This window comes from Kaistia sp. SLG-1, from assembly GCF_059699055.1.
The window spans coordinates 5,183,083-5,204,293 of the sequence record NZ_AP048544.1 but is presented as its reverse complement, the minus strand read 5'-3'; the positions used below and the strand labels follow the sequence as shown (position 1 = coordinate 5,204,293).

The 21,211-nt window shown below is 67.6% G+C and carries 18 protein-coding genes; 7 read left to right on the top strand and 11 right to left on the bottom strand.

The features are described from left to right. Positions 1-149: 149 nt before the first annotated feature. Together ccmB and ccmA are read right to left on the bottom strand one after the other, a co-directional pair. Positions 150-821: a heme exporter protein CcmB gene (gene ccmB / locus AC6HZP_RS24050; protein WP_201401433.1), complete on the bottom strand. Its 672-nt coding sequence runs from the start codon at positions 819-821 to the stop codon at positions 150-152. Continuing rightward, a complete protein-coding gene (gene ccmA, locus AC6HZP_RS24045) occupies positions 818-1,438 on the bottom strand; it encodes a heme ABC exporter ATP-binding protein CcmA (RefSeq protein ID WP_497524873.1) in 621 nt (206 codons plus the stop codon). Before ccmA ends, ccmB begins: the two co-directional genes overlap by 4 nt. Positions 1,439-1,732: 294 nt before the next feature. Here ccmA and acnA point away from each other — a divergent pair, with 294 nt between their 5' ends. Both acnA and AC6HZP_RS24035 read left to right on the top strand, forming a co-directional pair. After that, complete coding sequence (gene acnA / locus AC6HZP_RS24040; protein WP_497524872.1) at positions 1,733-4,423, top strand: aconitate hydratase AcnA; 2,691 nt, start codon at positions 1,733-1,735, stop codon at positions 4,421-4,423. Between the two features lie 222 nt (positions 4,424-4,645). Next, positions 4,646-5,422 carry a DUF1223 domain-containing protein gene (locus AC6HZP_RS24035; RefSeq protein ID WP_497524871.1) on the top strand — a complete coding sequence of 259 codons (777 nt, stop codon included), beginning with the start codon at positions 4,646-4,648 and terminating at the stop codon, positions 5,420-5,422. A gap of 559 nt (positions 5,423-5,981) precedes the next feature. On the opposite strand, the gene htpG is transcribed toward AC6HZP_RS24035, so the two are convergent. Beyond that, positions 5,982-7,886, bottom strand: coding sequence for a molecular chaperone HtpG (gene htpG / locus AC6HZP_RS24030; protein WP_497524870.1), 1,905 nt, complete (start codon positions 7,884-7,886; stop codon positions 5,982-5,984). Between the two features lie 544 nt (positions 7,887-8,430). On the opposite strand from htpG, the gene AC6HZP_RS24025 reads away from it, so the two are divergent. Next, the gene (locus tag AC6HZP_RS24025) at positions 8,431-8,814 is read left to right on the top strand and encodes a DUF2794 domain-containing protein (RefSeq protein ID WP_371812748.1); all 384 of its coding nucleotides are present in this window, start codon (positions 8,431-8,433) and stop codon (positions 8,812-8,814) included. A 416-nt stretch (positions 8,815-9,230) separates the two neighbouring features. On the opposite strand, the gene AC6HZP_RS24020 is transcribed toward AC6HZP_RS24025, so the two are convergent. The 4 genes from AC6HZP_RS24020 to AC6HZP_RS24005 all read right to left on the bottom strand — a co-directional run bounded on the left by AC6HZP_RS24020 (position 9,231) and on the right by AC6HZP_RS24005 (position 14,175). Then, on the bottom strand, positions 9,231-9,773 hold the full coding sequence (locus AC6HZP_RS24020) for a GNAT family N-acetyltransferase (RefSeq protein WP_497524869.1): 543 nt from the start codon (positions 9,771-9,773) through the stop codon (positions 9,231-9,233). Between the two features lie 95 nt (positions 9,774-9,868). Further along, on the bottom strand, positions 9,869-10,645 hold the full coding sequence (locus AC6HZP_RS24015) for a Bax inhibitor-1/YccA family protein (protein WP_497524868.1): 777 nt from the start codon (positions 10,643-10,645) through the stop codon (positions 9,869-9,871). Between the two features lie 222 nt (positions 10,646-10,867). Continuing rightward, positions 10,868-13,447: an ABC transporter permease gene (locus AC6HZP_RS24010; RefSeq protein ID WP_497524867.1), complete on the bottom strand. Its 2,580-nt coding sequence runs from the start codon at positions 13,445-13,447 to the stop codon at positions 10,868-10,870. Beyond that, positions 13,444-14,175 (bottom strand): ABC transporter ATP-binding protein, encoded by a 732-nt coding sequence (locus tag AC6HZP_RS24005; RefSeq protein WP_497524866.1) that lies wholly within the window; start codon positions 14,173-14,175, stop codon positions 13,444-13,446. The genes AC6HZP_RS24010 and AC6HZP_RS24005 overlap by 4 nt, the downstream gene beginning before the upstream one ends. A 111-nt stretch (positions 14,176-14,286) precedes the next feature. Here AC6HZP_RS24005 and AC6HZP_RS24000 point away from each other — a divergent pair, with 111 nt between their 5' ends. The 4 genes from AC6HZP_RS24000 to AC6HZP_RS23985 all read left to right on the top strand — a co-directional run bounded on the left by AC6HZP_RS24000 (position 14,287) and on the right by AC6HZP_RS23985 (position 16,974). Continuing rightward, positions 14,287-14,934: an arylesterase gene (locus tag AC6HZP_RS24000; protein WP_497524865.1), complete on the top strand. Its 648-nt coding sequence runs from the start codon at positions 14,287-14,289 to the stop codon at positions 14,932-14,934. A gap of 69 nt (positions 14,935-15,003) precedes the next feature. Further along, positions 15,004-16,053 (top strand): aldo/keto reductase, encoded by a 1,050-nt coding sequence (locus tag AC6HZP_RS23995; protein WP_497524864.1) that lies wholly within the window; start codon positions 15,004-15,006, stop codon positions 16,051-16,053. Positions 16,054-16,132: 79 nt separating this feature from the next. Further along, positions 16,133-16,687 (top strand): RNA 2',3'-cyclic phosphodiesterase, encoded by a 555-nt coding sequence (gene thpR / locus AC6HZP_RS23990; protein WP_201401421.1) that lies wholly within the window; start codon positions 16,133-16,135, stop codon positions 16,685-16,687. Next, positions 16,684-16,974, top strand: a complete 291-nt coding sequence (locus AC6HZP_RS23985; RefSeq protein ID WP_497524863.1) for a 4a-hydroxytetrahydrobiopterin dehydratase — start codon at positions 16,684-16,686, stop codon at positions 16,972-16,974. The genes thpR and AC6HZP_RS23985 overlap by 4 nt, the downstream gene beginning before the upstream one ends. A gap of 306 nt (positions 16,975-17,280) precedes the next feature. Here AC6HZP_RS23985 and AC6HZP_RS23980 read toward each other — a convergent pair whose 3' ends face one another. The 4 genes from AC6HZP_RS23980 to AC6HZP_RS23965 all read right to left on the bottom strand — a co-directional run bounded on the left by AC6HZP_RS23980 (position 17,281) and on the right by AC6HZP_RS23965 (position 21,158). Then, positions 17,281-18,957, bottom strand: coding sequence for an EAL domain-containing protein (locus AC6HZP_RS23980; protein WP_497524862.1), 1,677 nt, complete (start codon positions 18,955-18,957; stop codon positions 17,281-17,283). Between the two features lie 228 nt (positions 18,958-19,185). Beyond that, positions 19,186-19,371, bottom strand: a complete 186-nt coding sequence (gene rpmF / locus AC6HZP_RS23975) for a 50S ribosomal protein L32 (protein ID WP_018183050.1) — start codon at positions 19,369-19,371, stop codon at positions 19,186-19,188. Between the two features lie 195 nt (positions 19,372-19,566). After that, positions 19,567-20,679 carry a 3-isopropylmalate dehydrogenase gene (gene leuB, locus AC6HZP_RS23970; RefSeq protein WP_497524861.1) on the bottom strand — a complete coding sequence of 371 codons (1,113 nt, stop codon included), beginning with the start codon at positions 20,677-20,679 and terminating at the stop codon, positions 19,567-19,569. Between the two features lie 98 nt (positions 20,680-20,777). Beyond that, positions 20,778-21,158: a RidA family protein gene (locus tag AC6HZP_RS23965; RefSeq protein ID WP_497524860.1), complete on the bottom strand. Its 381-nt coding sequence runs from the start codon at positions 21,156-21,158 to the stop codon at positions 20,778-20,780. Positions 21,159-21,211 lie beyond the last annotated feature (53 nt).

Below are 21,211 nucleotides of genomic sequence, written 5' to 3'. Positions count from 1 at the left end.
TCCACAGGGCCGGCGCGAGTATGCGCTCCGAGCGTATCGGCGGAGTGTCCCAATCTAGGGCACAAAATGAGTGTCTTGAGTCGCTTATCGCCTGCAAATCTGGAGTTGCAGGCGTTCAACCCACCTCGGCGCGTCTCGGACCACGCGAACTACTCCATCCCGGCCCGCAGGGCCGCGGCGCCGGCGACGGGGCCGATCACGGCGCTGGCTAGCGTCAGTGCCGTGAGAATCAACATTGGCGGCAGCACCGGCAGGCCGGTCGTCGTCACCGCGGAGATGGTGCTGACGCCGAAGATCAGCACGGGAATGGTGAACGGCAGCACCAGGATCGCGACCAGCAGGCCGCCGCGGCGAAGCGCGGTGATCAGCGCCGCGCCGATGGCGCCGATGAAGATCAGCGCCGGCGTGCCGATCAGAAGCGTCAGCGTGACGAGGCCGATCGCGGTGGCGTCGAGGCCGAGGATCAGTCCGAACACCGGCGCGCCCAGCACCAGCGGCAGGCCGGTCGCCAGCCAGTGGCCGATCGATTTCGCCAACACCACCAGCTCCAGCGGCAGGCCGGAGAGGACGAGCTGGTCGAGGCTGCCGTCGTCGCGGTCGTCCTGGAACAGGCGGTCGAGGCCGAGCAGGGTGGCGAGCAGGGCCGCGATCCACAGCATGGCCGGGCCGATGCGGGCGAGCAGCTTCATGTCCGGGCCGACGCCGAACGGCACCACCGCCACCACCGACAGGAAGAAGATCAGCCCGACGAAGGCGCCGCCGCCGGCGCCGAGCGACAGCCGCACCGTCCGTCCGATCAGCGCGAGGAAGAAGTTCGTCATGCCGCACCGAGCCTGAGCGTCGCCGTCGCGGCGACGGGGAGGGGGCGGTGCGTCGCGGCGATCGCCAGGCCACCGGCATCGAGATGGGCGGCGAGCAGCGCGCCAAACGTCTCCTCCGAGCGGGCGTCGAGCGCCGAGGTCGGCTCGTCGAGCAGCCAGATCGGGCGCTCGACGACGAGGAGCCGCGCCAGGCTGGCGCGCCGGCGCTGGCCGGCGGAGAGATAGCCGGCCGGCAGGTCGTCGAGATGGTCGAGCTCGACCTCTTCCAGCGCCTCGATCAGCGGCAGCCCGGGCCGGCCGGCGATTCGGGTCCACAGCGCCAGGTTGTCGCGCACCGAGAGCGACGGTTTCAGGCCGTCGAGATGGCCGAAATAATGGACGCTCTCCTGGATCGTCCGGTCGCCTTCCGAACCGTCATCGAAGCGCAGCGATCCGGCCTCGAGCGGCAAGAGGCCGGCGATGAGGCGCAGCAGCGTCGATTTGCCCGCCCCGTTGGCGCCGGTCACCGCCAGCAGCTCGCTCTGTCCCACGGCGAAGGACAAATTTGCGAAAATGCTGCGGCCACCGCGACTTACGGCAATTTCGGTCGCCGACAGCTGGCGCGACGCAGGATTCATGCGCGGCCCCGGCCCGGAGGTGACGTCGGGTTTGGTTGCAGTTGAGCAGCTTTGAAAGATTCCAAGCGCGGCGACTTTCGTTGATCTGGCTTCTCCTTACGAAATTCATTATAAGGCCTGCAACCCGGCGCGCCGGACGCGCCGCGGCCAAGACCTGCGTCACCACCCCAGGGATGGACCGCGTGCCGAGCCAAACTCCGCCGCCACCTTGGGTGCGCCTGACCGCGTCGGGCACGCTTCGTGCATCGACTTCGGCCATGCGTTTCCGCGACTGAAACGAGGACGAACCGTACCGTGAGCAACGAGCATCCCGATAGCTTCAAATCCCGCAAGATCCTGACGGTTGGCGCGGAAAGCTATGTCTATTTCAGCTTGAAGGACGCCGAGCAGAACGGGCTTCCCGGCATCTCCAGCCTGCCTTTCTCGTTGAAGGTTCTGCTCGAGAACCTGCTCCGCAACGAGGACGGCCGTACCGTCACCAAGAACGACATCGTCGCGATCAAGGACTGGCTGGTCTCGCGCGGCAAGGACGAGCGTGAAATCGCCTATCGCCCGGCCCGCGTTCTGATGCAGGACTTCACCGGCGTTCCGGCCGTGGTCGATCTCGCCGCCATGCGCGACGCGATGGTCAATCTCGGCGGCGACCCGAAGCGCATCAACCCGCTGGTCCCGGTCGACCTCGTCATCGACCATTCCGTCATCGTCAACTTCTTCGGCAACGCGCAGGCCTTCGGCAAGAACGTCGAGGAAGAGTACAAGCAGAACCAGGAGCGCTACCGCTTCCTGAAGTGGGGCCAGTCGGCCTTCGACAATTTCCGCGTTGTGCCGCCCGGCACCGGCATCTGCCACCAGGTCAACCTCGAATATCTGGCCCAGACCGTCTGGACCAAGACCGAGAACGGCGAGACCGTCGCTTACCCCGACACCTGCGTCGGCACCGACAGCCACACCACCATGGTGAACGGCCTCGGCGTGCTCGGCTGGGGCGTCGGCGGCATCGAGGCCGAAGCCGCGATGCTCGGCCAGCCGGTTTCCATGCTGATCCCGGAAGTCATCGGCTTCAAGCTCACCGGCAAGCTGAACGAGGGCATCACCGCCACCGATCTCGTGCTGACCGTGACGCAGATGCTGCGCAAGAAGGGCGTCGTCGGCAAGTTCGTCGAGTTCTTCGGCCCCGGCCTCGAGCACCTCTCGCTCGCCGACCGCGCCACCATCGGCAACATGGCGCCGGAATATGGCGCGACCTGCGGCTTCTTCCCGGTCGACGGCGAGACGATCGCCTATCTCGACGAGACCGGCCGCAAGGCCGAGCGCATCGCGCTGGTCGAGGCCTATTCGAAGGCGCAGGGCATGTGGCGCGAGCCCGGCCTCGCCGATCCGGTCTTCACCGACGTGCTCGAGCTCGACATCTCCTCGGTGCTGCCGTCGCTCGCCGGTCCGAAGCGCCCGCAGGACCGCGTGCTGCTTTCCGACGCCAAGGCCGGCTTCCTCGCCTCGCTCGAGGGCGAGTTCAAGAAGCCGGGCGAAGCCGACAAGCGCGTCGCCGTCGCCGATTCTGACTTCACCGTCGGCCATGGCGACGTGACGATCGCCGCCATCACCTCCTGCACCAACACCTCGAACCCGAGCGTGCTGATCGCCGCCGGCCTGCTTGCCCGCAACGCGGTCGCCAAGGGCCTGAAGTCGAAGCCGTGGGTGAAGACGTCGCTGGCGCCGGGATCGCAGGTGGTCGAGGAGTATCTCGCCTCCGCCAACCTGCAGAAGGACCTCGACGCGCTCGGCTTCAACCTGGTCGGCTTCGGCTGCACCACCTGCATCGGCAATTCCGGTCCGCTGCCGGAGAACATCTCCGCCGCGATCAACCAGGGCGACCTGGTCGCCGCCGCCGTGCTGTCGGGCAACCGCAACTTCGAAGGCCGCGTCAATCCGGACGTCAAGGCGAACTACCTCGCCTCGCCGCCGCTGGTCGTCGCCTATGCGCTCGCCGGCTCGCTGCAGATCGACCTCGCGACCGAGCCGCTCGGCACCGGTTCCGACGGCCAGCCGGTCTTCCTGAAGGACATCTGGCCCTCGAACCAGGAAATCGCGACCTTCATCCGCGAGAACGTCACCAAGAAGATGTTCCAGGCGAAGTACGCCGACGTGTTCAAGGGCGACGAGAACTGGCAGAAGATCGCCGTTCCGCAGGGCGAGACCTACGCCTGGGACAACAAGTCCACCTACGTGCAGAACCCGCCCTATTTCGTCGGCATGCAGCAGAAGCCGCGCGCCATCACCGACATCGAGAACGCCCGCGTGCTCGGCCTGTTCCTCGATTCGATCACGACCGACCACATCTCGCCGGCCGGTTCGATCAAGCCGGCCTCGCCGGCGGGCAAGTACCTCTCCGACAACGGCGTCGCCGTGGTCGACTTCAACCAGTACGGCACGCGTCGCGGCAATCATGAAGTCATGATGCGCGGCACCTTCGCCAACATCCGCATCAAGAACCAGATGCTGGGCGGCAAGGAAGGCGGCTTCACGCTGCACGAGCCGGACGGCGTCGAGATGCCGATCTACGACGCGGCCATGAAGTACAAGGCCGAGGGCACGCCGCTGATCGTCTTCGCCGGCAAGGAATACGGCACCGGCTCGTCGCGCGACTGGGCCGCCAAGGGCACCAACCTGCTCGGCGTCCGCGCCGTCGTCGCCCAGTCCTTCGAGCGCATCCACCGCTCGAACCTGGTCGGCATGGGCGTCGTGCCGCTGGTCTTCGAGGAAGGCACCTCCTGGCAGACGCTCGGCCTCAAGGGCGATGAGACGGTGACGATCAAGGGCATCGCCGGCGATCTGAAGCCGCGCCAGATGCTGGACGCGGAAATCACCTTCGCCGATGGCTCGAAGAAGGTTGTGCCGCTGCTCTGCCGAATCGATACGCTCGACGAGCTCGACTACTTCAAGAACGGCGGCATCCTGCAATACGTGCTCCGGAACCTCGTCGCCTAAGCGATTTCAGGCACCCCTGGATCGTTTTTTCGTGATCGGCCGCGCCGCTGCTTATCGAAGCAGCGGCGCGGCTTTTTGTTGTGTGCGCCGGGCGGGAACGGCACCGTTCTCACGGAAGGTCACCCCGATTTGAATGGCTTGGGACGGGGTTGGGATTTAAGGTTTGCGTCGACACGCGCCGCGAGTGGCGGGCGCTGCGATGATCAGGACAAGTTGCAAGGCATGTTTGTTCGAAAATCCGGCTGGGTCGCCCTGGCGATCGGCGCGTGCATCCTGACAGCCCTTTCGGCCTCGGCCGACTCAGTCCCGGTTCCGACGCATCCGGTGACGGCTGTCCTTGAGCTCTTCACCAGCCAGGGATGTGCATCCTGTCCGCCGGCCGATGAGGTGTTGGAGGACTTCGCCAAGCGTCCGGACATCGTGGCGCTGTCGCTGCCGGTCGATTACTGGGACTATCTCGGCTGGAAGGACACGCTGGCGCGCAAGGAATTCACGCAGCGGCAGAAGGCCTATGCCAATGCCCGAGGCGATCGCCAGATCTATACGCCGCAGCTGATCGTCAACGGCCGCACCCATGTCGTCGGCAGCGATCGCACGGCGATCGAGGCCGCGCTCAAGGCCGAGCAGCCGCTGAGCGTGCCGATCGGGATCAGCACCACCGGCGACTCCTTCCAGGTTTCGATCGGCAGCAATGGCGACCCGACGGCGCCGAAATCGCGCAAGGGGACGATCTGGCTGGCGCTCTACAAGCGCCATGTCGACGTGCCGATCCGCAAGGGCGAGAACCAGGACCGCACGCTCAGCTACTACAACGTCGTCACCAAGCTCCGGCCGATCGCCATGTGGCGCGGCGATCCGACCAAGGTCGACCTGCCGATGAGCGAATACAATCAGGCCGAGGCTGACGGCTGCGCCATCCTGCTGCAGGCGGAGACCGTGGATGGCGAGCCGGGCGAGATGCTCGGCGCCGCCTTCATCGAAAAGGGCGCGGAATGGTGAGTGCGCCGCTTCGGAGCGTCCTCGGCGTCCGATCCTAGGTGTCTGGCCCGTATTTCAGCACGCGAGTCCGATTTCCTCGCTCGAACCGTGTTGTGCCCTAACCTCTCCCTGAGGAGACCTTTGCACAGCACCGAATGGTCGCCGTGCAGCCCACGGCCGATGGGCAGGGCACCGTCGCCCCGGCGGGGGCCGGGGCCCATGAACACTGGCCAGGAAAGCTTGGATCAGCCTATCGGCCACAGGCCGGAGTGTCTGGATCCCGACCTACGCCGGGATGACGGCGGAGGGTGGCACGATCCGATCAGCGCGATGAAAATGGTGTTGCGCGAAGGTCTCCTGAGGGAGAGGTTCGGGCACAACGCGGCTCGCGTTGAATTACGGGCCAGACCCCAAAACGAGCCTCACCCCAACCATCTCCCGCAAGCGGGCGAGGGAGATCGCCTGTGCCTGTCGTCCCGGCTTCGAGATCGATGCAGGGCGCCGTCCAAAAGCCCTCTCCCGCGGGCGGGAGAGGGCTGGGTGAGGGGCTCGCTGGAACCCGCCGCTATAGGCCAGGCATTCAGCCCAGATTCTTCTCCATGAGGCCCGCCAGCGCCTTGGCGAAGGCGGCCGGCTCGTCCGGCGCCTCGCCGTCGAGGATGCGGGCGAGGCCGTAGATCAGCGCCGCCGCCTCGTCGACCTTCTTCTCCGCAGCCCCTCCGGCGGCCGCCTGGGCCGCGAGGCCGGCGATCAGCGGATGCGAGGGGTTGAGCTCCAGGATCGAGGCGGAGCGTCCGCCGGCGCCGTCGCGGCTCGCCAGGATCTTCTCGAGCTGGCGGTCGGGACCGAACTCCGGCGATACGAGGCAGGCGGGGCTCGTCGCCAGCCGGTTCGATCCGCGTACCTCGACCACCTTGTCGCCAAGCGCCTGCTTCAGCCGCTGGGTCAGCGCGGCGAGTGCGGCTTCCGAGGCCGGCTTCCCGCCGCTGGCGGCGTCCTTCGCCGCCTCGGCTTCCAGCACCGGGATCAGGTCGAGGCTGGAGGTGCCCTGCGTCACCGACTGGAACGGCTTGCCGTCGAAGCCGAGCGCCGTGCGCACCCAGAAGGCGTCGACCGCATCGGCGAGAACCAGCACCTCGATGCCGCGCTTGGCATAGCCCTCGAGATGCGGGCTCGCCGCGATCGTCGCCGCGTCATCGCCGAGCGCGTAGTAGATCGACGTCTGGTTGGGGCGGAAGCCGGCGACGACGTCGGCGAGGCTGCGCCAGCTGTCGCCGCCCGTCGTCGTCTTGAAGCGGGCGAGCTTGAACAGCGCGTCGCGCCGGTCGGGCGCCTCGTAGAGGCCCTCCTTGAGCACGGCGCCGAACGCCTCCCAGACCTTGGCGAAGGCGGCGGGATCGTCATTGGCCAGCTTGTCGAGATCGGTGAGGACGCGGTTGGTGACGCCCTTGCCGATCGCCTCGATCACCGGGTTCTTCTGCAGCATCTCGCGCGAGAGGTTGAGCGGCAGGTCTTCCGAATCGATGACGCCGCGCACGAAGCGCAGCCAGGGCGGCAGGATCTCGGCCTCGTCGGTGATGAAGACGCGGCGGACGTACAGCTTCACCTTGCCGCGCCGATCCGGCTCGAACAGGTCGAACGGCCGCGACGACGGCACGAACAGCAGCACCGAGTATTCGGTCCGCCCCTCGGCGCGATAGTGGATGGTGACGGCGGGCTCGTCGAAGCGGCCGCCGACATGGCCGTAGAACTCCTTGTACTCTTCCTCGGTCACGGCGGATTTCGACTTCCGCCAGAGCGCGCTGCCGTCGGCGAGCTGCTCCTCGGTGCCGTCGGCGAGCTTCAGGACGATCGGAACGGGGACATGGGCGGAGTAGGCGGTGACGATGCGCTCGATCGTCTCCGTCTCGGCATAGCTCGCATTGTCGGGGTTCAGATGCAGCACGATGCGGGTGCCGCGTGCCGGCGCCTCGGCCAAGTCGACCGGCTCGATCTCGTAGGCGCCCTTGCCATCGGAATGCCAGCGCCAGGCTTCGTCCGTGCCCGCCTTGCGCGAGGTGACGGTGACGCTGTCGGCGACCATGAAGGCGGAGTAGAAGCCGACGCCGAACTGGCCGATCAGCGCCGAGCCCTTGGCGCCGTCGCCGGCCTGCTCCAGGAAGGCGCGGGTGCCGGACTGGGCGATGGTGCCGAGATTGTCGATCAGCTCCTGCCGGTCCATGCCGACGCCGTTGTCGGCGATGGCGAGGCTTGGCGCGTCCTTGTCGGCCTCGATGACGATCTGGAACGCGTCGCCGCCCTCGATCAGCGCCGGCTCGGCGAGCGCCAGCGTGCGCAGCTTCTCGCAGGCGTCGGCGGCGTTGGAGACCAGTTCGCGAAGGAAGACGTCGCGGTTGGAATAGACGGAATGCACCATCATGTGCAGCAGGCGCGAGACTTCCGCTTCGAACGAGCGGGTCTCGGCGGCGGGCTTCTGTTCGGACACGCTTTTCACTCCGGCAACGCATCGTCCCGGCCGGCGGGGCCGGGGAGGGTGATTGGCAAGGCCCCGGACATCGGGGCGGGGGTGATATCGCCGGTTGGCGCCCGAGATTCAAGGCAGACGCGAGTCATCGCCCGCGGCCTGGCATTTGCGCCAAGAAATGCGGACAAAGAAAAAGGCCGGGCAGGGATGCCGGCCTCAGGGGCTTTTTGGGAGGGGAATGCAAATCACGCTGTCGAAGGTGGTCCGGCTCAACCAAGAACCCCGGGGGGCTGGGGGGCTGAGAAATTCCGAAGTCTGGGCCAAGCCGGACCGTTCGAAGCAATGGTAAGTTTTTGCCAGTCCTTTGCGGCCGGTGGCGGGCCGAAAAAGGGCGGAATAGTGAATTTTTCGAAAGGTACTTCACGGATTCGTGAGGTGCCGGAACGGCACGCAATTATACCGCGCGAAACCTAGGGATCGCCTCTTTGATGTGCGCTTGCCAGCGCAAGGGAACGGAGCGATCATGACGTTTCGACGACGGTGCAACTGGCAACGGGAGGCGCCCGTGAGCGATGGCGAAGATAAGGCGGCGTCCGGTGGCGGCGCCACGCTTCTGGCGCTTACCCCACCGGAAACGGCCAAGCCCGTCTCCCTCGTAGCCTTCAACCGACTGGAACTGAACGAAATCCTCCGCGTGTACGGGCGCATGGTGGCCGCCGGCGAGTGGCGCGACTATGCGATCGACCATCTGCGCGACAAGGCGGTGTTTTCCATCTTCCGCCGCTCCTCCGAGATTCCGCTCTTCCGCGTCGTCAAGGATCCGGAGCTGCGCAACCGCCAGGGCGCCTATTCGGTGGTGGCGGCGGGCGGCTATGTGATGAAGCGCGGCCATGACCTGCGCCAGGTGATGGCGGTGCTCGACGGCAAGCTCAAGCTCGTGCACGGCTGAGCGCGGGGCGGGTGCCATACGCCTGCTGCCTTTACCTCTCCCTGAGGGAGAGGTCGGAGCGAAGCTCCGGGTGAGGGTTTAGGGAACCATCCGGTAAGGCCGTAAACCCTCACCCGTCGCACTGCGTGCGTCGACCTCTCCCTCAGGGAGAGGTGAAGTAAGGGCATTTCGGACCTGCTCGCATCGGGCAGGATACTTGGGAGGATGGCGGAGTCGGTTGGACGGCCTTCCTCCTTTCTTGAACCTCCCCCTTGAGGGGAGGTCGAAAACGCCCTTCGCGTTTTCGGGAGGGGGGACTTCCAGCCGTTTGCGGCAAGTCCGACGAAGCACCCCTCCCCAAGACCGCCAAGGGCGGTCTTGACCCTCCCTCAAGGGGAGGGTTCAGAACCCGCTCCGGAGCCTCACAACCAATCCCCTCACAGCGTCGGCGGCGTGCTCATGCCGTCGCCGAGCGGGCGCTGCATCAGCACGCTGTCGATCCAGCGACCGTGCTTCCAGCCGACCTTCTCGAAGATGCCGACCGGGCGGAAGCCGAGCGAGGCGTGCAGCCGGATCGACGCCTGATGCTGGGAATCGCCGATGACGCCGATCATCTGGCGAAAGCCGGCCTCGGTCGCCGCCTCGATCAGCGCCTGCAGCAGGCGGCGGCCAAGGCCGCGTCCCTGCGCGCCAGGGGCGAGATAGATCGAATCCTCGACGGTCGAGCGGTAGGCGGCGCGGGGGCGATAGGGGCCGGCATAGGCATAGCCGAGCAGTTCGTCGCCAGCGGTTGCGACCAGATAGGGATGGCCGCCCTCAAGCAGCGCATCGCACCGGCGGCGCATTTCCGCTTCCGACGGCGGCTCGATCTCGAAGCTGGCGGTGCCGTGGAGGACCGCGTGGCGATAGATCGCCGTGATGGCGGCGAGATCGTCGGGAGCGACGGGGCGGATCCGGAGGTCGTCGGCGGCAGCGGGCATCGGCAGTCTCGTCGGGACCAGTCGATAGAAAGGGTGGGCGACAAAAAAAGGGCGCGGCCTCGGCCGCGCCCTTCGTTTCCGTGTTGATGCCCGTCTTAGCGACGGTCGCCGAACAGGCGCAGCAGCATCAGGAACAGGTTGATGAAGTCGAGATAGAGCGTCAGCGCGCCCATGATCGCCTTCCGGCCGGCGACGGTACCGTCATCGCCGACATAGTACATTTCCTTGATCTTCTGCGTGTCATAGGCGGTGAGGCCCGTAAAGATCAGCACGCCGAGGACCGAGATCGCGAAGCCCATCGCCGACGAGCCAACGAAGATGTTGACGATCGAGGCGATGATGATGCCGATCAGGCCCATGAACAGGAACGAGCCCATGCCGGTCAGGTCGCGCTTCGTCGTGTAGCCGTAGAGGCTCATCGCGCCGAAGGTGGCGGCGGTGATGAAGAACACCTGCGTGATCGACTGCGCCGTGTAGACGGCGAAGATCGAGGACAGCGAGACGCCCATCAGCGCCGCATAGCCCCAGAACACGAGCTGTGCCGTCGAGGTCTGCATCCGCTGGATGCTGAACGACAGGAAGAACACGAGCGCGACGGGCGCGAAGACGAGGATCCACATCAGCGGGCCGGAATAGATGGCGGCGCCGACGCTGGTGAGCATCAGGCCGTTCGCCATCTGGCCCACGGCCTGCGACGGATCACTCGTGACGGCCAGCTTGAACATCCCCAGCGCCGCGGCGCCGGTGATCATCAGGCCGATGGCCATGTAATTGTAAACCTGCAGCATGTGGCTGCGCAGGCCCTGGTCGATAACACCGGTTTCGGCACGCGCTGCGCCAAACGGTGAGACGCGATTGTCGAAATCTGCCATCGAACTCCCTCTCCGAACCAATAAATCCGCGGACTCTGTGCCGCGAAACCCCCGTTTCCGTCGTCCGGCGTCAGAACCGCTTCGGCTCCGCCGGTCGACAAGCCCTCGGGTGCTCATGCGATATGGGCATCCCGATCTTACCCCGCAAGAGACCCTCCCATTCAATTCGGAAAGTCAGCGTGGCTCAACTGTCGCAATGGTAATCGATGATGCTGGCTGCGCCTACAGGTTTCTGAGTACCGGGGCGGCCTTTTGGCCGAGCAGCCGCCAGGTTCCGGCGAGGCCGAGGCCGATCGTCAGCGCGACCGCGATCAGCGCCGCCGCGATGGCGGTGACCGGGAAGACCTCGAAGGGCTGCTTCATCACGCCGGCGACGACGCCCCAGGCGGCGAGCGAGCCGGCGAGCACGGCGAAGATCGCCGTGGCGAGGCCGAGCAGCCCGTATTCGAGGCCGAAGGCGTAGAGCAGCTGGCGGCGCGTCGCCCCCAGCGTCTTCAGGATCACCGCGTCATAGAGGCGCTGCCGGTGGCCGGCGGCGAGCGCGCCGGCGAGCACCAGCACCGAGGCGGCGAGCGCGATCGACGAGGCGACGCGGATCGCCAGCATCAGCTGGTCGAGGATCGACGAGATGCGGTCGAGCGCCTCGCGGACGCGGATCGCAGTGACGGCCGGGAATTCCTTGCCGGTGTCGCGCATCAGCGCCGCCTCGCGCGCCGGTTCCGCGCCGCCCGGATAGGACAGCGTCGCCAGCACCGAATAGGGCGCTCCGGCAAAGGTCGACGGCGAGAACACCATGACGAAGTTGATGGCGAGGCTCTCCCAGGCGACCTCGCGCAGGTTGGCGATCGTCGCGGTGATCTCGCGGCCGAGCACGTTGACGGTGACGGTGTCGCCGGGCTTGACGCCGAGGCCGCGGGCGACGCCCGCCTCCATCGAGACGAGCGGCGGGCCGGCATAGTCGGCCGCCCACCATTCGCCCTCGACGAGGCGCGAGTTCTTCGGCGGCTCGGCCGAGAAGGTGACGCCGCGATCGCCCTTCAGCGCCCAGGCGACATCCGGCGCGGGCGTCACCTGGTCGGCCGGCGTCTGGTTCAGCGCGATGATGCGGCCGCGCAGCATCGGCACGCTCTCGACGGTGCCGGTCGGGACTTCCTTCTTGAGGAAGTCGATGAAGGCCGGCGCCTCGGAATTCTGCACGTCGAGGAAGAAGAAGCTCGGCGCGCGGTCGGGCAGCGACTGGGTCAGCTGGCGATGCAGGTTGCCGTCGATCAGCGCGATCGTCACGAGGACGGTGAGGCCGAGACCGAGCGACAGCACGACCGATCCGGTCAGCGCGCCGGGGCGGTGGATGTTGCCGATGGCGAGCCGCCATTCGGCCGAGCGGGCGCGGGGGGCGCGGCGGGCGAGCGCGGTGACGACGAGGGCGACGACCCGAAGCAGCAGGAAGGCGCCGGCGACGGCGACGACGAAATAGATCGCGATCCGGCGGTCATAGGCGAGCAGGACGGCGAGGCCGGCGAGCACGGCGGCCGAGAGGATCGCGAGCCCGAGGAAGGCGAGGCGCGGGCGCGACTTGCCGTAGGCGGCGCCGTCGCGGAACAGCGCCGTCGGCGCGATGTCGCCGGCGCGGCCGAGCGGCACGAGCGCGAAGGTCAGCGCCGTCATCAGCCCGTAGAGGGCGGCATAGGCGAGGGCGCCGGGATAGAAGCCGGTCTGCGCGCCGACGGGCAGGACGTCGGCCAGGAAGCGGAGCGCGATCACCGGCACCATGGCGCCGATGGCGAGACCGATGGCGACGCCGATCAGGGCGATCAGCAGGATCTGGATCAGGTAGATCTGGGTGATCAGCCGGCCCGGCGCACCGAGCGAGCGCAGCGTCGCGATGACCGGCCGCTTCACCTCCATGAAGGCGCCGACCGCGTTGGCGACGCCGACGCCGCCGACGATCAGCGCGGCGAGGCCGACCAGCGTCAGATATTGGGCGAACTGGCCGATGTTGCGCTTGAGGCCCGGCGAGGCGTCGTCGCGGCTGCGGATCTGCCAGCCGGCCTTGGGGAAATCGGCATTGGCGGTATCGGTCAGGCTGGTGACGGCGCTGTCCGGCGCGCCGTGCGGCAGGCGCAGCCGGTAGCTCCATTGCACGAGGCTGCCGGGCTGGACCAGGCCCGTCGCTTCCAGCGCCGTCTTCGACATCAGAAGACGCGGCCCGAAGCCGAGCCCGGTGGCGAGTTTGTCGGGCTCGTCGGCGATCGCGCCGGCAAGCGTCAGGCGCGTCGCGCCGATCGAGATCTCGTCGCCGGGCTTGAGGCCGAGGCGGGTGAAGAGTTCGGGATCGGCGAGGGCACGGCCGGCGTTGAGCGCGGCGGTGGCGTCGACGTCCTCGGCCGCCTTGAGCGTGCCGTAGAGCGGATAGGCGGCGTCGACCGCCTTGATCTCGACCAGCGCCTGGTCGGAGCCGTCGGGAAGCCTCGCCATGCCGCGCAGCGAGGCGATCTCGGAAACCGCGCCATGGTGTTCGAGGAAACGGAGTTCATCATGCGCGGCCTGGCGCTGCACCAGCGTGAAGGCGATGTCGCCGCCGAGGATCGACTGGCCCTGGCGGGCGAGGCCATCCGTCATGGCGCGCGACACCGAGCCGACGGCGGCGATCGCCGCGACGCCGAGCGCGATGCAGGCGAGGAAGACGACGAAGCCGCGCAGGCCCCCGCGCAGCTCGCGCAGCGCGAAACGAAGCGGCAGCGGCAGGGCGAGGGACGGGCGGAGCAGCGGCGCCGCCGCGGTGAGGCTGGCCTGGCTCGTCATACCGCCACGCTCCGGGCGACGGCGGCCGTCGCATCGCCGGCGTCGATGACGCCGGAATGGATGCGGATCCGCCGGTCGCAGCGGCCGGCGAGGCCGTTGTCATGCGTGACGAGCACCAGCGTGGTGCCGCGCTCGGCGCAGGTGGCGAAAAGCAGGTCGGCGATCTCGTGGCCGGTCGCCTCGTCGAGATTGCCGGTCGGCTCGTCGGCGAACAGGATGGCGGGGCGGGCGACGAGGGCGCGGGCGATGGCGACGCGCTGCTGCTCGCCGCCGGAGAGCGCGGAGGGATAGTGCTCCATCCGGTGGCCGAGCCCGACCAGGGCAAGCTCTTCCGCCGCCCGTTCAAAAGCGTCGCGCCGGCCGGCGAGCTCGAGCGGAACGGCGACGTTCTCGAGCGCCGTCATGTTGGGGATCAGGTGGAACGACTGGAAGATGATGCCGACATTCAGGCCGCGGAAGCGGGCGAGGCCGTCCTCGTCGAGGGCGGCGAGATTGGTGCCGGCGACCTCTACGCGGCCCTTGTCGACCCGTTCGAGCCCGGCCATCGTCATCAGGAGCGTCGACTTGCCGGAGCCGGACGGCCCGACCAGCGCGACGCTTTCGCCGCCCTCGACGGCGAGCGAGACCTTTTTCAGGATCTGGACCCGCGCAGCCCCCGATCCGAGCGCCAGTTCGACTGAAGAAAGCTGAATGACGGCATCGGAACCATTCGGGAGTGTATCAGCCACGCGCGGACCCTATATCGTGCGACGGGCAGGCTCGTCGATCGGAGGAAGCCGTCGAACGCCGGCGTCCTGCCGATCGCGGCGCGTTCGGCTCAATATGGTGGCAAACGACCCATGATAAAGACCCTGACGCTCGCAATCTCGCTGTGCCTGGCCCTGTTCGGCTCGGCGGCGCTGGCCGAGGGAGCGTCGGCATCGGCCGCGCCGCTCCGCCTGGTCGTGCTCGGCGACAGCCTTTCGGCCGGTTACAACCTCGGTCCCGGCGAAGGGTTCACCGACCAGCTGCAGAAGGCGCTGGTGGCGAAGGGGCATGATGTCGCGGTCGTCAATGCCGGCGTCTCCGGCGACACCGCCGCCGCGGGCCTCGCCCGGCTCGACTGGTCCGTCGGCCCGGATGCGCAGGCGGTGATCGTCGAGCTCGGCGCCAACGACATGCTGCGCGGTTTCGATCCCGACCAGCCGCGCCAGGCGCTCGACGCCATCCTGACCCGGCTTGGCGAGCGCAAGCTGCCGGTGCTCCTTGCCGGGATGCGCGCCGCGCCCAATCTCGGGCCGGACTACGCAAAACGCTTCGACGCCCTCTATCCGGATCTGGCCGCGAGCCACGGCGCGATGCTATATCCCTTCTTCCTCGACGGCGTCGTCGCCGACCAGGAACTGCTGCTGGCCGACGGGATGCATCCCAACGCGGCCGGCGTCGCGGTGATCGTCGAGAAGATCCTTCCCGCCGTGGAGGAACTGGTCGCGCAGGCCAAGCGCTGACCGGTCGTCCGCATCGTCAGCCCGCTGTTTCCGGCCTATCGCCGCGCCCACTCCCCGGAGCTCTTCGCCATGGAATATCGTTCGCTCGGTCGGACCGACCTCCGCGTGTCCGCCATCTGCCTGGGCACCATGACCTGGGGCCAGCAGAACACCGAGGCCGAGGGCCACGCCCAGATGGATTACGCCTTCGAAAACGGCGTCAATTTCCTCGATACCGCCGAGCTCTACTCGATCCCGCCGAAGCCGGAGACCCAGGGCTCGACCGAGCGGATCATCGGCAACTGGATGAAGGCGCGCGGAAATCGCGACAAGGTCATCCTCGCCTCGAAGGTGGTCGGCCGCAACGGCTTCACCTGGTTCCGCGACGGCGCCACGCCGACGCTGTCGCGCGCCCATATCCGCGACGCGATCGAGAAGAGCCTGAAGCGGTTGCAGACGGACTATATCGACCTCTACCAGCTGCATTCGCCCGATCGGCACGTGCCGCAATGGGGTTCCAACCCGACCGTCTACCGCCACCCCCAGCCGGCGGCGGACGAGGTGCCGATCGAGGAGACGCTCGCCGCGCTCGACGAGCTGGTCAGGGAAGGCAAGGTCCGGCATGTCGGCCTCTCCAACGAGACCGCCTGGGGCACGATGCGCTTCCTTTCCGCCGCCGAGGCCGGCAAGGGACCGCGCGTCGTCTCGATCCAGAACGCCTACAACCTCTTGAACCGCACCTATGAGGTGAACCTCGCCGAGGTGACGATGCGCGAGCAGGTCGGCCTGCTGGTCTATTCGCCGCTCGCCCAGGGCTATCTGACCGGCAAGTACCAGAACGGCGCCCGGCCGGAAGGCGCGCGCACGACCCTGTTCAAGCGCGGCGACCGCTACGAGACGCCCGGCGCGCATGAGGCGATCGACGCCTATCTGGCGATTGCCCGCGAGGCCAACATCGATCCGGCGGCGCTCGCCATTGCCTTCGCGACGAGCCGCTGCTTCGTCACCTCGAACATCATCGGCGCCACGACGCTGGAGCAGCTCAAGGTCGATATCGCCGCGGCGGACGTAGTGATCACGCCGGAGCTGGAGGCGAAGATCGACGCCGTTCACCAGTGGCGCGGCAACCCCTGCCCCTGAGGCGACCGGAAAGGGCTTTACAGCCGGCCGGCAAACCGCGACCCTTGAGGCTCCCGCCACCCGAAAAAGGAGGGCGACCATGCCGCGCCTGTTCACCGGTCTCGAGATCCCGGCGGACCTCGCCCAACGGCTCTCGCTCCTGCGCGGCGGCCTCGCCGGCGCGCGCTGGATCGACGCGGAGAACTACCACGTCACCCTGCGCTTCATCGGCGACATCGACGATCGCACCGCCGACGAGATCGCCGATGCGATGGCCCGCGTCCGCCGCCGCGAGTTCGACCTGCAGCTGGCCGGGCTCGATTCGTTCGGCACCGCCAAGCCGCATTCGATCGTCGCGCGGATCGCGCCGTCGCGGGCGCTCACCGAGCTCCAGGCCGAGCAGGAGCGCATCATCCAGCGCATCGGCCTGCCGCCCGAGGGGCGCAAATACACGCCGCATGTGACGCTGGCGCGCCTGCGCAACACGCCGCATCGCGACGTCGCGGATTATCTGACGCTTCGCGGCGGGCTCGTCGCCTCGCCGTTCCATGTCGGCCGCTTCGTGCTGTTCTCGTCCAAGGCGTCAACGGGCGGCGGCCCCTATATCGTCGAACAGGCCTATCCGCTGGCCGAATATTCGGAGGCAAGGGGATGATCGCGCGGCTGGGAGAAACGGAACGGACGACGGCGCTGGCCGGCCTCGACGGCTGGACCCTGGTCGAGGGCCGCGACGCCATCACCAAGACATTCGTCTTCGGCGATTTCCAGGAGGCCTTCGCCTTCATGACGCGGGTGGCGCTGCTCGCCGAGCGGATGAACCACCACCCGGAATGGGCCAACATCTACCGGACCGTCACGGTGACGCTGGCGACGCACGACGTCGACGGCCTTACCGAGCGCGACATCGCGCTGGCGGAGGCGATGGACCGTTTCGCGGGGTAGGGGCGGGCGGCCGTTCTTCACCTCTCCCTGAGGGAGGCCTTTGCAGAACACCGAAAGGTCGCCCTGCCGGCTCGGGGCCATGGGCAGGGCACCGTCGCCCCGGCGGAGGCCGGGGCCCATGAACACCGCCCAAGATAGCTTGGCCGAGCCTGTCGGCCACAGGCCGGTGTGTATGGATCCCGGCCTTCGCCGGGATGACGCCGGAGGGTGGGTCCGATCGACGGGATGGAGGCGGTGTTTTGCAGAGGTCCCTCAAGGGGAGGGTTCAGGCATCCGGCTCCGTGACTGAAGGATGGACCTGCCGTCTTACTTCCAGGGCGGCGACAGGGTCGCGGCGCCGCTGAGGTGGCCCTGGATGCGGTTGACGCCCCAGGACGACAGCAGCGCGACCGTCTCCTCGTCCTGCACCCATTCGGCCACCGTCTCGATGCCGAGATCCTGGGCGAGCTCGACCAGCCGGCGCACGAAGATCTGGTCGTCCGGGCTCGTCGGCAGCGTCGCGATGAAGCTGCCGTCGATCTTGACCATGTCGATCCGGAGCGCCCGGAGATTGCGGAACGAGGTGAAGCCGGCGCCGAAATCGTCGATGGCGAGGCGGGCGCCGAGGTCGTGCACGGTGGAGACGAAATAAGCCGTCTCGTCGAGATTGCGGATGGCGCTGGTCTCGGTGATCTCGACGATCAGCCGGCTGCCGATGTCCGGGCGCTGGCTGACGGTCTTGGCGAACTTGGCGAGCCAGTCCGCCCCGGCCGCCGTTTCGGGCGCGACGTTGAGCGAGAGGCGGGCGTCCGGATGGCGGGCCAGCGTCTCCAGCACGCGGTCGAGCACGGCGAGGTCGAACAGGCGCGACAGGCCGAGGCGCTCGGCGAGCGGCACGATCTGCCCGGCCGAGGCGATGCTGCCGTCGGGCTGGGCCAGCCGCAGCAGCGATTCGTGGAACACCGTCTCGCGGCTATGGATGTCGACGACGGGCTGGAACGCCAGCCGCAGCCGCTGTTCGGACAGGGCGCCGATCAGTTGCTGCGACAGGGTGATGTTGGTCTGGCGCTGGGCGTCGCGCTCGGGCGAGGGGCTGTAGCCGACGAAACGGCCGCGGCCGGAATCGCGCGCGACGCCAAGGCTCTCCTGCACCCGCTCCATCGCCTCCTCGCGGTTGCCGGCGTCGTGCGGCACCGCGACGCCGCCGACCGAGATGGTGATCGACACCGTGCCGTCGGCGGTCGCCACCACGTCGTCGCGAACGGCGGCCAGGAACCGCTCGGCGGCGAAGGCCATCTCGTTCTCGTCGCAGCCCATCAGGACCAGGCCGAGCTTGTGGCCGGAGAAGCGGCCCATGATGTCGCCGTCGCGCAGCCGCCCGCGGATCCGCCGCGCCACGGCGGCGAGCACGCGGTCGCCGGCGCGATAGCCATAGGCGTCGTTGATCAGGCGGAAATCGTCGATGGCGACGAGCAGGAAGGCGGCGTTGACGTCGCGCTCCTTCGCGTCGCAGATGGTCTGGTCGAGAATGTCGAGCAGGGCGGAGCGGTTGTAGAGGCCGGTGACGTCGTCATAGCCGGAGAGGAAGGCGAGGCGCTGCTCGCGCGCATGCCGCTCGTTGATGACGCGCATCACCCCTTCGGCCCGCCGCGCGGTCTCGCCGCCATCGGCGTACCAGCGTCCGGTATCCTCGATCCAGAGCACGGGGCCGCGCGGCCCGGACGGGCGCAGGGCATATTCGATCTGGTAGGGCACGCCGCCGCCATGGTCGCTGCCGATCAGCAGGCTGTCGTGGCGGGCGAGCGGGCTGGCGTCGTCGAGCAGCGTGTCGAAGGCATGGCCGGTGGCGATCGCCTCGGCCGAGGCGATGCCGAACAGGGCGAGCGCGTCGCCGCCCCATTCGAGCCGGTCGCCTTCCCGCGTCCAGCGATAGGCGACCTCGCCGATGGTGGAGAGAATGGCGGCGGTGCCGTCCGGGCGCTCGGTCTGATCGGAGCCGTTCACCACAGTCTCCACGATGGGCATGTCCTTTGCGCAGGCCGCTGCTGCCAGACGGCGATTTAGGCAAGCCTAGTGAAACGTTTGCGCGAACGCCATGGGGGGCCGGACCCATCTTTCGGCTTATCCCGAGCGGTCAGAAGGCGCGCGCAAAAGAAAAGGGCCGGCGCTGGGCCGACCCTTGAACTTCCATCGCTGGCTAGCCAGCCCGCCAGGCGCGAACGCCTGTCAGGATTAACCTTCGCTCTTCGGCGTCAGGATCTGACGGCCGCGATACATGCCGGTCTTGAGGTCGATGTGATGCGGACGGCGGAGCTCGCCCGAGTTCTTGTCCTCGGTGTAAGCCGGCTGCGTCAGGGCGTCGTGCGAACGGCGCATGTTACGCTTCGACGGCGACGTCTTTCGCTTCGGAACTGCCATTGTACTCTTCCTTCGTCATATGCCGTCGAACCGGCGGCGTGCCGCCCGGCCGGGCATAGCAATCCAATCTGAATGCGGCCTTATACAGAGATCACCGGGGCTTGACCAGTCAGAGCCCGGCAAAAAGATTCAGCCGCGTTTCGGCCCGAGCCTTTCATCGAAACGGTGAAAGGCTCGGGCGATTTGCAGGTCGTCTCAGGCCGACAGCAGGTCGAGTTCCGCGACGATCGCGGCGCCCATTTCCTTCGTGCCGACCTTCTTCGTGCCCTCGGTATAGATGTCGCCGGTGCGCAGGCCCTTGCTGAGCACGCCGGAGATGGCGCGGTCGAGCAGGTCGGCTTCCTGGGTGAGGCCGAAGGAGTAGCGCAGCGCCATCGCGAAGGACGCGATCATGGCGATCGGGTTGGAGATGCCCTTGCCGGCGATGTCCGGGGCCGAGCCGTGCACGGGCTCGTACATCGACTTGCGGCGGCCGGTCGAAGCGTCGGGCGCGCCGAGGGCGGCGGACGGCAGCATGCCGAGCGAGCCGGTCAGCATCGCCGCGACGTCGGAGAGGATGTCGCCGAACAGGTTGTCGCAGACGATGACGTCATACTGCTTCGGCCGGCGGACGAGCTGCATGGCGCAATTGTCGGCGAGCACATGCTCGAGCGCGACGTCGGAATACTCTTCCTTGCCGACCTTGGTGACGACCTGGTTCCAGAGCACGCCCGACTTCATGACGTTGCGCTTCTCGGCCGAGGCGACGCGGCTCGAACGGGTCTTGGCGAGGTCGAAGGCGACGCGGGCGATGCGCTCGATCTCGGAGGTCGTGTAGAGCTGGGTGTCGACGGCGCGCTTCTCGCCGCTCTCGAGCGTGACGATTTCCTTCGGCGAGCCGAAATAGACGCCGCCGGTCAGCTCGCGCACGATCAGGATGTCGAGGCCCTCGACCAGCTCGCGCTTCAGCGACGAGGCATCGGCGAGCGCCGGGTAGCAGATCGCGGGACGCAGGTTGGCGAAGAGTTCCAGATCCTTGCGCAGGCGCAGCAGCGCCGCCTCGGGGCGGACGTCATAGGGAACGCTGTCCCACTTCGGGCCGCCGACCGCGCCGAAGATGACGGCGTCGGATTCCTGCGCCAGCTTCATCGTCGCTTCCGAGATCGCCTTGCCGTGCGCGTCATAGGCGGCGCCGCCGGCGAGATCCTGCTCGTATTCGAAGGCGGCGGTGCCGCGCTTCGTGAACCAGTCGATGACCGTCTTCACTTCGGCCATGATTTCCGTGCCGATGCCGTCACCGGGGAGAAGGAGAAGCTTGTAGCTGGTCATGTCGCGGGTTCTCTTGTCGAGCGGGTCTGCGGGCGGATGAATGCGCGGGCAGCGATAGCCGCGCCAAAGCGGCGATGCAAGCCGATCTCAGCCGCGAATCAGGCTTTGAGCGCCGTCACCTCGATCTCGACCTTCATTTCGGGCCGGATCAGGCCCGTGACTGTCATCGTCGCCGCCGGGCGGATGTCGCGGAAGAGGGGGCCGACGACGGCAAAGACCGCGTCGGCGAAGACGGCGTCGGTGACATGATAATGCACGCGCACGACGTCCCCGAGCGCGAAGCCGGCTTCTGAGAGCGCGGCCGCGATCGTCGCCATGGCGTTTGCCGCCTGCTCGGCGACGCCGTCCGGCATGGTCATCGTCTTATAGTCATAGCCCGTGGTTCCGGCGACGAAGCACCAGGGACCCTGGACGATGGCGCGCGAATAGCCGGCTTCCTTCTCGAAGGGCGATCCGGTCGAGATCCGTTGACGCGACATGGGCTTCTCCTGGTTTCTCCGGGTCCGGCGGCTCGCTTGCCGCTGCGAGAGCC